7 protein-coding genes are annotated in these 12,619 nt (G+C 36.9%); all 7 read right to left on the bottom strand.

Annotated elements, in window-relative coordinates; all coding sequences use genetic code 11:
• Nucleotides 1-96: 96 nt before the first annotated feature.
• Complete coding sequence (locus tag ACY65O_RS09390; RefSeq protein WP_462220596.1) at nucleotides 97-2,109, bottom strand: glycoside hydrolase family 3 protein; 2,013 nt, start codon at nucleotides 2,107-2,109, stop codon at nucleotides 97-99.
• Between the two features lie 17 nt (nucleotides 2,110-2,126).
• Nucleotides 2,127-3,770 carry a UxaA family hydrolase gene (locus ACY65O_RS09385; RefSeq protein WP_462220595.1) on the bottom strand — a complete coding sequence of 548 codons (1,644 nt, stop codon included), beginning with the start codon at nucleotides 3,768-3,770 and terminating at the stop codon, nucleotides 2,127-2,129.
• 52 nt (nucleotides 3,771-3,822) lie between these two features.
• Nucleotides 3,823-5,343 carry a tagaturonate reductase gene (locus tag ACY65O_RS09380; RefSeq protein WP_462220594.1) on the bottom strand — a complete coding sequence of 507 codons (1,521 nt, stop codon included), beginning with the start codon at nucleotides 5,341-5,343 and terminating at the stop codon, nucleotides 3,823-3,825.
• Between the two features lie 20 nt (nucleotides 5,344-5,363).
• On the bottom strand, nucleotides 5,364-7,412 hold the full coding sequence (gene pelA, locus ACY65O_RS09375; RefSeq protein WP_462220593.1) for a pectate lyase: 2,049 nt from the start codon (nucleotides 7,410-7,412) through the stop codon (nucleotides 5,364-5,366).
• Entirely contained in the window at nucleotides 7,409-9,304 is a 1,896-nt protein-coding gene (locus ACY65O_RS09370) for a glycoside hydrolase family 88 protein (RefSeq protein ID WP_462220592.1), read from the bottom strand. The genes pelA and ACY65O_RS09370 overlap by 4 nt, the downstream gene beginning before the upstream one ends.
• A gap of 377 nt (nucleotides 9,305-9,681) precedes the next feature.
• Complete coding sequence (locus tag ACY65O_RS09365; protein ID WP_462220591.1) at nucleotides 9,682-12,138, bottom strand: glycosyl hydrolase family 28 protein; 2,457 nt, start codon at nucleotides 12,136-12,138, stop codon at nucleotides 9,682-9,684.
• Nucleotides 12,139-12,273: 135 nt separating this feature from the next.
• On the bottom strand, nucleotides 12,274-12,619 hold a 346-nt coding region (locus ACY65O_RS09360), incomplete at its 5' end, for a 5-deoxy-glucuronate isomerase (protein ID WP_462220590.1).

Genomic DNA, 12,619 nt, shown 5'->3' with positions numbered 1-12,619 from the left:
TTGCTTTTGAATCTTCTGTATCAAAAATATAAACTAAGCATTTTATATTATTAAATAATTACGCAATCGTTACCAGTAAAAATATTCGGTAAATTTTTATTTGTAACTCAACCCTTCATAAAATTTAAAAAGTGGATATGCAGTACCTTTTAAATAACCCGGCACATCCGATTGTTGTTTTTGTGCAGCATCTTCAGAAATGGGTGTGGTAAAAGGCATTTTACCTGAGGGATTAAATTTTCCTGTTATCACATCAAGCACTGCATCGGTTGTAGTTCCAAATGTTGCCATCACTGCTTTTATATTTCCATTGTTTTTATCATTATAAATTTCATCAATCACCCAGGGGTTGGTATAATTAATTAAAAGTATGGTTGGCTTTTTGGAAGTAAGCTTATTTACATAATCAACATCTACTGCATTTTTTGATAAAGAAAGATAAAGCGGTGTGCCGTCTGAATCAAATAAAGATTTGGAGCCAGACGTAATCCACAAAACTATTTCATCTGCTTCTTCAGGTGTTTTTACAAATTCAATATCGTAATTGTTATTGGCTGCCTGATAAACATTACTTGCACTTGCACCTTTCTTTTGAAAATAAGATTCAAAATAAATTTTAGTTTTAGGTTTTAATGGAAGTGTTTTTATTTCATTACGTAGTAACACAATTGATTTACGAAAAGCTATATCTGCTTTTTTCTGAAACATTTCGTTACCAACTAATTTCACTGCTGCTTCTTCATCAACATAAGGATTTTCAAAAAGCCCCAATTCAAATTTTTCCATAAGTAAAAGATAAACTGAATGGTCAATTAATTTTATATCCACCCTTCCACTTTTTACTGTTTCTAAAAGCGGGGCCGGGTCTGCCGAGCCGGAATAAATATTTACTCCGGCTTCCAGTGTTTTTTTATACCGCTCTGTTACAGTCAAATTTTCTGCCCCCCAGGGCATCATTTCAATAGGACCGGTATCAGAATTAATAATTCCTTTAAAGCCTAATTCCTTTCTTAACAAACCCTGCAGCACCCCTTTATTATAAGCGTAAGCAATTTTTTCGTATTGTGTATTGTTGGGTATGGAATAATAAGGCATAATTGAAGATGTACCAGCTTTAATGGCCGCTTTAAATGGAATGAGATTATTTTTAAACATTCCTCCTGGAAAAACTTCATTCTTTCCCCAACTAAAATGTGGGTCTTGTCCACCTTCTGTTGCACCACCACCGGGAAAATGTTTTGTTGTAAGCGCAACGGAATATTTGTTTAAATGATTTCCCTGAAAACCCAATACAATTTCAGTCATCATTTTTGCAACCCAATTGGCATCTTCACCAAAAGTTCCTTCCACCCTTTGCCATCTTGGTTCGGTACTTAAATCCGCCATGTACATATAACCTTTTCGTAAACCAACGGCTGCCCATTCCTGCCGGGCAATATCTGCAAACTCTCTTACGAGTTTTAAATCTTTTGTTGCTGATAAACCCAACTCACCGGGCCATGTGGAAAAACTAGTTTTGCCCACACTTAAACCAATTGAAGCATCTTTAGTAATATGATTTCTTGGGTTTGATGATACAATTGCAGGAATACCCAACCCATCACTTTCGCAAATGGCCTGTAATTTATTACTCCATGCTGCAATAGTTTGGGTACTTGTATTTACCCTTAATATAAAATGGCGAAGATGATATTGTGCAACAGCTTTTGTTGTACCAGCCGCCGACATAATTGGAATTGGAAGCGGCTGTTTAGAAAACATATTCATTGTTTGCACCAAATCAATTTCATTAAAATCACTGGTTACTGGTTCTGTTGTTTTAGGTGCTTCAAAACTCCAGTCATTTTTTAAACGGGTAGAACTGATAAGCATGAAACCAACTTTCTGCTCCACATTCATTTTTGATAACAAATCTTTTGCTCTTATTTCATAAGGCAATCGCCAATCTTCATACTTATCTAATTTACCATTGCGGTTTAAATCTTTAAACTGAAAATTATTTACAGTAAGAATATTTGCAGAACGATGCCCTAATAAAGGTTGTTTTTTTATTTGAGCCTGTGTAAGTAAAGAAACAGTGCAACAGAATAGTACAAAGATATTTTTCATTTTTTTGTTTTACAGGATTATAAACTCACCCCTCTCTTCCACGGAATAAAATCATCCTGGTTAAGTAAAACTGCTTTAGGTATTACTTCACCACTTGCTGCTTTAATGCAGTAATCTAAAATCTCTTCTCCCATTTGCTCAATTGTTTTTTCACCTTCCACCACCGGGCCGCAATCAATATCAATAATGTCGTTCATTCTTTTGGTAAGGTTGCTGTTGGTACTCACTTTTATTACAGGGCAAACGGGGTTTCCTGTTGGGGTACCCAGGCCTGTTGTAAATAAAATTAATGTGGCCCCGCTTGCTGCTTTACCTGTTGTGGCTTCTACGTCGTTACCCGGTGTACATACTAAATTCAATCCGGGTTTTGTTGCAGGCTCGGTATAATCCAGTACATCCACCACAGGAGATGTGCCGCCTTTTAATGCAGCACCATTACTTTTTATAGCATCGGTTATTAATCCGTCTTTTATATTTCCGGGAGAAGGGTTCATGTGAAAACCGCTGCCAACACTTAATGCCTGATCGTTGTAAGTAGTCATTAAGTGGATGAATTTTTTTGCTGCAGCTTCATCTATTGTTCTGTCAATTAAATTTTGTTCTGCTCCGCAAAGTTCAGGAAACTCTGCCAGTAAAATTTTACCGCCTAACGCCACCACCAAATCGCTGCAGTAACCAACAGCCGGGTTTGCACTAATGCCGCTAAAACCATCGCTGCCACCGCACTTTACGCCAATGCATAATTTTGATAATGGCGCAGGTTGCCTTTCAATTTTATTTATTTCTATTAAACCTTCAAATGTTTTTTTGATTGCCTGTGCAATTAATTGTTCTTCGCTTTGCGATTGCTGCTGCTCAAAAATATATAATGGCTTATCAAAATTTGGATTCAAATTTTGCAGATCATTTTTAAAATCTTCTACCTGCAAATTTTGGCAGCCCAAACTTAATACGGTAACGCCAGCAACGTTGGGATGATTAGCATACGATGCCAGCAACTTTCCTAAAATACCTGCATCTTGTCTTGTACCGCCACAGCCGCCCTGATGATTTAAAAATTTTATACCATCAACATTTGAAAAAAGGCCCCTCCTAACCTCCCCCCGGGGGGGAGGAACCGAAGCCTCCAATGAAGGAAGTTCTTTACCTTCTTTGTAAGCTTCTATTAAATGTTTTGTATATAGTTTGTATTTATCTGTAACCGCATACCCTAATTCATTATGCAAGGCTTCTTTTATTACATCTAAATTTCTGTTCTCACAAAAAACGGTGGGGATGAACAACCAGTAATTTGCAGTGCCCACATCGCCATTGCTGCGGTGATAGCCCTTAAAAGTTTTGCTGGTGTATTTTGAAACATCGGGTGCTGCCCATTGGTAATTGGTATGACGAAAAAAATATGGTTCGGCTGCATGCTTGATATTTTCTGTACTCATCCAGCTTGCTTTGGCAATAAACTTTTGTGCAGTGCCCACTAATACGCCATACATAATTACTTTATCGCCCTGTTGCAGATCGGTAGTAAAAAATTTATGTTTTGCTTTTACATCATCCTGTAAAATAAAATTTTCGTCGCCGTATGTAATAGTCTCCCCCTTTTTTAAATCGGATAATGCAACCAGCACATTATCTTTCGGGCTAACTTTTAAAACCTTTTGCATTATGATTTGTAATTGCCCCTATCCCCTAAAGGGGAACTTAGGATGTTATTTATTAAGTGCTTTCAATAGTTGCGATAGTTGCCCCATTTAATACTTCTTTCATACCATAATTTAAAATATCTTCCACATTTCGTGTTACTTTTTCGGCAAAGCCTGGAATAGCTTTTAAATCAGTATTCCATAAAGAAGTATTAGCTAATGCATTTTTTATTACCTGAGGTGTGGAATAATTTTTCCATTGCTCATAAAAATATTTTGCTTTGGGATCTTTTATTGGATAGCTGCTTGCATTAAAGTTACCATAAAAAACATCATCTTCCTGTTTTACTGCTTTCATAAAAACTAAATAAGCAGCAAAACCCAAGGCCACATTTTCGGGATAAGTTTTGTACAATTCGGCATAGCGCAATAAAACAGGAACAATTCGCATTTCCAATTTAGCTGTAAAATTTAAGCTGATATTTATCCAGTGATGTTCTATACTCGGGTTGCGAAACCTGTCTAAAACTTTACCGGCAAAATCTACAGCATCTTCTTCGGGTAAATTATAAGGAATGGCTTTTGCAATTTCGTTGCACATCAGATCATTTACAAAATTTGAAATAAGTTTATTATCCATAGCTTCTTTTACTGAAACTATGCCCGATAAAAATGCTACACCGCAGGTTAATGAATGGGTGCCGTTTAACAAACGCAATTTTAATTCTTTAAACAGATTTATATCCTGTGTAATTACAACACCTTTGTCTGCTTCGGCAAAAGATAATACCCCAGCAATTTTTTCATCGCCTTCAATTGCCCATAAACTATATACTTCACTCATCGTAATCAAGTCATCTTTATAACCTAATTGCTCCTCTAATATTTTTTTAGCAGCAGTATCAGGTTTGCCAGGCACAATCCTATCAACTAAAGAATTGCAGAAGTGATTGTACTTTTCTAACCATTCAATAAAATTTTCTTCCAAACCATTTAAATGTGCCAGTTCTAAAACAATGGCTTCTAATTTTTTTCCGTTATCACTTATTAATTCTGTTGGCACAATCACCATTCCGCACTGATCGCTGCCGTCAAACGCTTTATAACGTTCGTATAAAAAAGATAATAATTTTCCGGGATAAGAAATGGGCGGATGATGATGAATATCATCCTGCACTAATTCAATTCCCACTTCGGTGGTGTTTGAAATAATGATCTCCATTTCGGGGTTGTGTGCACATTTTAAAATTGTACTCCACTCTTCCTTTGCAGATAACACACGGCTGATGGCCGAACAAATAATATTTTCACTGATAGTTTTACCTTCTTCCAATCCACGAATACATAATGTGTAAAGGCCATCTTGTTTTTCAAAAGGCGCAGCATCGCCACCGCCGGTTGATTTTACCACTACAATTCTCCCGTTAAAAATTCCCTGCCGGTTAGCTTTGTCAATAAAATAATCGGGCAGGCCACGCAATAAAACGCCTGTACCAAACTGCAATACTTTTTCAGGCAATTCAAAAATTCCATCGGGTACATTTTGCACTTTACCTTCCGGTAAATTTTTTAGCGTGAATCTGGATAATGTCATTGGTTAAAGTTTGATTGCTGTTAATTGTTGGTTGCCGTATTAACTTTCCATTTTGCTGCCCACTTTGGATATTCTTCATTAATTAATTTTGCCGGCCATATACCATACCATGCATAGCCAACACGCCTTTCATTCTCCACTTCTGCTATGTTTTTTTTAGGTTTACTATCTCTTCCTGTAAAGAAGGGTTCATTGGTTTCAAGATCATAAAATCTTGCCCAAATTTCCGAATGTTCGTCTTTTACTAAAACTTTATCCCGGCCACTGGTTTCATTTGGTGCTTTTATTTCTACAAAATTATATCCGGTAATTTTCACTTTTTTAAACCACTCCACGGCTGCATTTACCGAAGCAATAATTTCTTTTGAAGGATTGGGCTGCTGCATTAAAAATTTTACTATGCCAACAGATTCGCTGCCGCTTAATGATGCCAGTTCAAACTTTCTCGCCATTTCGGGTTGCAATGTTTTGGCATTGTACTGGGCACACCAGGCAGTAAGTTTTCCTTTTTGTTTTAATTGAGTTTTTAAAATACAATCAATTCCTTTTTGCACAGCTGCCTTGCATTGGGGTATGTATGTTTTATCAATTACATCAAAATCGTTTTTACCTTCAGTTATATCCTGCAAAACGTTCAGCACATTTATCATGGCATTATCATTGTAAGTGATCTGGCTGCGGTAACTGCTGAAATCGGGATAAAACTGCGGCCAGCCACCATTGCTATATTGTGCTTTTAATAAATAATCTATGCCCTTTTCAGCTGCCTTTAAATATGCTGCATTGGGATGTGCTTTGTAAGATCTTACCAAATATTTAATTTCTTTGATGGTGGCTTCATTATCAATCGTAGCATCAATGCCTGCATCAAAGCCGTCTTTCAATTCTTTTAATTCGGCTGCTGTAAGTGTTTTTGTATAATCTACTTTTCTGTCGCCTTGAAAATGTTTAGGCCAGCCACCATTTTTACGCTGATACAAAAGCATGTTATCTGCTATTGGATCGGTAGTATCCTTTATAGTAATTTCTGCTGCAGTGGAAGATGCAGCAGCATTAATTTCTTCACCTTTAACAGGATTCCATTTATAATCGTACACCCAGGGTATATTAAATTCATTGATCCCAAAATCGGCAGGCAAATTATTTTTATACCATGTGTAATCACCGCCTTCTCTTTTACAATTATAATAATACACTCTTTTGGCCCATTGCAAAGTATTAGCAGTTGGTACTAAATAAATGTCGGCATCAGCCATATTTTTTGCAAAGCTGCAATTCAATAAATAAAACTGTGCATCACGATGATAGCGGCCTAGCTTAAACCCGTCATCACCAGTAAATTTACAATTTAACAACACAGTTTTTGATTTTTCATACTTACTGCCGTCATGCCAAATAGCAGCATTATTATTATGACAAATAAAAGTACAGTTTTCTGCCAATGCCCAACCACGTGGACAATAAAAATCCACACCGCCTTCCATTTCGCAATCTTTAAAATAAAACATACCATCTTCGGTATTCCACGGACTAACGGTATCGCCGCCATACGCACGGAAGATGCAATTCTTTACGATCAATCTTGTAGTATTAAAAGAGCGCAAGGCCATTTGATGACCGTTTGGTTTTATAATTTTTTTGCCGGTACTGTCCGCTGCACATTTAATTTCTTTATCTGCAGTATTATCTTTTCCATAACTGTTGATGAAAGAAAGATTTTCTAACCCAATATCGCTGCCTTTTAAATTTATTGCGGCTGTACCATAATCATCTTTATTATTGCAGCGCCACTCTTCTCTTGCCAATGAAATAGTTATACAAGTATTTTTGGGATCTTCTCCACGCAGTGTAATAAAATTTTTATCAATAAAAATTTTCTCTTTGTAAGTGCCTTTTTTTATGAGGATGATGCGTTGCCCCTTACTGTCATCGTTGGGCAAACTATTAATCGCTTCCTGTATGGTTTTAAAATTGCCGTTGCCATTTGCATCTACAACAATACCTGGCTGAGCAAACAAAAAATTTGGCAGCAAAAATAATAATGGTATGAGTATATTTTTCTTCATCATTTACTTCCCTTTAGGGGTTGGGGGTTTAGTAACCATTTTACCAAATCTTCTGCTGCTTTATAATTTTCATATTCCGCAGGCATTTTTCTTCCATCTATATATTCGTTATATAACCATGGGTCGCCAGCTATCAATACTTTTCCTTTTCCATAATTTGCGGTAGCAATAATTACATCGCCATCTTTAATTGCATTGGCAACAGCAGGCGATTTTATTTCCAATGCACTTACTTCTTTTAAAAACATTTTAGCCGGTGATATAAAAACAGCATTGCCAGCACCTGGCAACACCACTCCCTGTTCGTAAGTATCATTCTTCACCATGTTCAAACTTTTATCGGTAAACTTTACACCAAAAGCTCCTGCCAGTAAATTCAAATGTTGCAGATCGCAATTGTTACTGTCGTTGGCCAGTATTAATAATGTACCGCCTGCTTTTACCCAATTAATAACTACTTTAACATCATTTGCCGCAACATAGTTTGGATTGGGATTATCTTTTTTATGATCGGCATCTACAATAATATAAACTGCAGCCCCTTTTAAATTTGCAACCGTTGGGGCCGCATCTAAAGAAGAAAGTTTTGCTCCATTTCTTTCAAAAATATTTCCTAAAGTATAAAAACCGGGATGGCTTCTTTCTTCCCAAATGTAATGCCAGTACACATTGGCGCCGGTTGCATCTTTTCTTTTTTCACTGTTGAAATAACGATCTAACAAAACAGTTTTATTTTTTCCAACTGATTGTGTTTTTAATATTTCCATTTCGTTACTTGCAAGCAAAAATGCACCCATACCTTTGGGGTCATTCATAATTACAGGTTCGCTCATGTAATATTCAAAACTGCCATCACGGTAAGGCTTGCCCCCAAGTCCGCTCACTTTTACAGTGCCGTGCAAATTAGTTTGCCCGTTCTCCTCCTTTATAAATTGTTTTAAAATACCGTCGTACGCTTTTTTTGCTATGGTAATTTTTGATGCCGGCAAATATCCTTTGCGTACAGCTTTTGCAACAGCATACGTAAACTGGCAACTGGCACTGGCTTCAAAATAATTTTTTTCCTTCCCGGGGCCGTTATAATTAATTACATCGTACCATAACCCTGTTGTTTTATCCTGTTCCTTTTCTATTGCATTTACCAAACGATTTAAAATATCAATCAGCATTTTTCTTTTAGGATGTGTGGGAGGAAAATAATCTAACGCATCTACCAAAGCATCGCTGTACCAGCCCATGGCCCTTGCCCAAAATAATGGCGAAGTGCCGGTTGTTTTATTGGCCCATTGCTGTTGTTTGCTTTCGTCCCACGCATGATACAGCAATCCTGTTTTTGCATCCCTTGCATGTTTTTCCATCCATATAAACTGGTTGGCAATATCATTAAACGCACTGTCTTCATGAAACAGCATGGCATACTCTGCATAAAAGGGCGCTCCCATGTACAAACCGTCCAGCCACATTTGATTGGTGTAAATTTTCTTATGCCAAAAGCCACCTTCGTTTGTGCGTGGGTGTGTGGCCAACTGGCTGCGTAACAAATCTGCGGCTTTTTTATATTTTTCTTTTCCCGTAACACGGTATAATAATAATACCAGCTTGCCATTATTTACATGATCAATATTATATTCTTCTTTTTCGTAGCCTTTTATGCTGCCATCATCTTTTACAAAATAGTCCATCTTTTTTTGAATGTCGGTAAAGTACTTTACATTACCCGTATTCATCCACAGCCCTTCAAAGCCTTTTAAAATTACTCCCATATCGTAACTCCATTTGCTGGTGCCGCCAATAGGTATTGTATCTTTCCAAATACTCATTACCGTGGTGGCAAGTTTTTCGCCGGGTGTTTGTGAAAACGCATTTGCAGTAACAGCAATTAATACAATCAGCATTATTTTTTTCATATTATAATTCCCTTGGGGAAATTTTATTTTTTTGTTACGAACATTTTTTATTTAATGGTCTTCATTGGTCTGGCCTAAGGCGAGACACTCTTCAGCTTTATTTCTTTATTGAGCATTAATTGTGTTTTGCAAAGGCACCTGTCGTTCCTACGGAACGTTAATGAAATTCTTTTCTGTTTTCTACCCACGTTAAAATCCTACGGAGCTGTTTAAAATACAACGTCCTTCAGTTTTCATTACCGGGTGAGCCACTCTTACGGAATAACTCACCCAATCTTTTAGTTGGGCTAAAGCCCGTAAAACGATTTCTTTTCCCCGGCATAAATAATGCCGGGCCTATTCAAATACATTTACAATTATTACAATTACTTGCTTTTTCCTCTATTTTTTTTCTTTTTTGTGTCCACTGCAGGCTGAGAAACTTCCCAACTAATCTGTGCATCAGTAACACCAAATCCTGCCCTTAATTTTTGTTTTGCTTTTGTAACATCGGTATTTAAAATACTCACCGCTTTTGTTCTTTCACCCTGTACCATTGCTAATACTTCGGCACTGTCTTTATACTTTAAATTATTGATGGAAATGTTATCACTGTTTAAAATGTACGTAACAGGATTGGTATTTTTGCTCAGCATCGTTATATTATTCAATGTAATGTTACTGGCCTCCTGAATGTCTATTCCTTCATCGGCCTGCAGTACTGCATTTTCTATAAGGATATTTTTCACATGCATTTCCGGAATACCTCTTACAAAAATTCCCTTAGCTGCTCCGTTGCAGGTAATATTTCTAAAATAAAAATTTTGAAATTGAGGTGTGGTTTCATCAACCGGTTTTGTTTCCACAACCGGTGGCTCTCTTTTTTCTCCGGCTAAAACCACCGGATCTTTTGCCATATAATACATATCAAACAAAATTGCTTCTGCAGCAATATCTTTCATGTTGATATTGTTTACATAAATATTTTCCACCATCCCGCCACGGCCTCTTGTTGTTTTAAAACGTAAACCAATATCTGTTCCTATAAAAGTACAATTGCTTACAAACATATTATTTACGCCGCCGCTCATTTCGCTGCCCACTACAAAACCGCCGTGTGCATGATATACCACACAATTTTTTACAATAACATCTTTTGTAGGTAAACCTTTTTTTCTTCCTTCTGCATCTCTGCCACTTTTAATACAAATGCCATCATCGCCTGTATCAAAATGGCAATCTTCTACCAATGCATTTTTGCAACTCTCTAAATCAAGGGCATCAGTATTGGCCCCAAACCAGGGGTTTTTTACAGTAAGATTTTTTATAGTGATGTGTTCGCTGGCATTGATATGTGTTGTCCATGCCGGAGAGTTTTCAAATGTTACACCTTCGATCAAAATATTTTTGCAGTTAAATATCCGTATCATGTTTGGGCGCAGATAATCTTTTACGTCTTCAAAATCCTGTAATGTTTTTCCGCCGGCAAGTTTTCCAATATTATTTGTCAATGAACCTTTCAACGCTTTTCCGGATGAGTACCATGTTTTTTTACTTTCGTTCAACACACCGCCATACATTTTCTGGTGATTCTTCCATTGGCTTTCTGTTAATTTATCTTTACTTATGGGGCGCCAGTAAAAACCGTTGCCATTAATAATTCCTTCGCCGGTTATAGCAATGTTTTCTAAATTCTCTGCAGTAAAAGGTGATTGACATCTTGCAGCATCAACACCTTCAAATGTAGAAGCCACCAATGGATACTGATTAAAATCGGAAGTGTAAATTATTAAAGCGCCTTTATCTAAATGCAAATTGATATTACTTTTCATAATGATTGGGCCCGTTACAAAACTTCCCCTGGGTACAACAATAGTTCCGCCACCATTCTTTGCGCAGGCTTCAATTGTTTTATTAATTGCGGCAGAATTTAAAGTCAGGCCATCTGCAACAGCGCCATAATTTAAAATATTAAACGTATCTCTTTTAAAATGCGGCTTATAAATTTTAGGTAATTCAAAAGCAAATTTTTCTTTAAAATCGGATGGTGCTAAATATTTTGCTAATGGTAAATTTTGTGCTGCAATACTTTGGCATACCAATGATGCCATTGAAGCTGCACCGTATTCGCTAAAATGTGTATTGTCTTCTTCTTTGCCTTTGTAGTTTTTAAAATGGTTGGGAGGAATATTTAAAAATAAACGCCTGCTGTTTTCCTCACCTTCTTTTACAATTAATGCTTCGCTGCTTTTATGCAGATCAATTAAAGGCACTTTCATTTGTGCAGCCACTTCTTTTACCACGCCGGGATAATCGCCATGCTGATCAACAAATTTTCCCTGCTCATCAAACTTGCGGCGCATTACGGGTGTTATTAAAACAGGGTTTGCGCCTTTGCTGCGTACATCATTTACAAAACGAATTAAATTTTGTTTGTACAATGTATGTGCCGGTGCAGAGCGGTTACTATCATCAACTTTTTGATCGTTATGGCCAAACTGTATCATTACATAATCGCCGGATTGTAAACGGCTCATCACCGTATCCCAGCGATGTTCTGTAATAAAACTTTTTGTACTGCGGCCATTTACCGCATGATTTTGAATTGCTACTTCATTAGTAAAATAATTTGGAAATAATTGTCCCCAGCCTCTTTCCGGATTATCATCTAAAGGTTTGTTGGCCATTGTAGAATCTCCAATTAAAAATATCGTAGGTTTTTTATCGGGTAACATAAATGCAAAGCCGGTAAAAATTACTAATAGTATCACAAGCCTCACCCCAACCCCTCTCCCAAGGAGAGGGAACTGGAAGGGAGCTTTTTTATTTTTGTTATTTTTCATAATTATAGCGTCAATCTTTTTGTGTATTATATAAAATTCTATAATGCTGAATAAATAGATTTAGTTGAAGAGTGTCTCGCCTTAGGCCAGACCAATGAAGATGATTAAAGCGTTGCTGCCCGGTTCAAAAAAAAATTATCGGAGATTATTTATGTTTACCACATCCATATCGGTATAAATAAAATTTTCTCCGGCCATTCCCCAGATAAAACCATAATTACTTGTGCCGCATCCGCTGTGAATACTCCACGGTGGCGAAATAATGGCTTCGTCATTACTTACCACCAAATGCTTTGTTTCAGTTGGCTGCCCCATTAAATGAATTATTTTTTGATTAACAGGAATATCAAAATAAAAATACGCTTCCATTCTCCTGTCATGCACATGTGTTGGCATGGTATTCCAAACACTACCTTCTTTTAAAATGGTAAGCCCCATTACCAACTGGCAACTTTTAATACCCTCTGCATGAATGTATTTG

Origin of the sequence: Ferruginibacter sp. (genome assembly GCF_031430955.1) — a bacterium.
Lineage (GTDB): Bacteria > Bacteroidota > Bacteroidia > Chitinophagales > Chitinophagaceae > Ferruginibacter.
The sequence above is the reverse complement of the archived record's forward strand: the minus strand, read 5'-3'. Positions and strand labels throughout refer to the sequence as shown.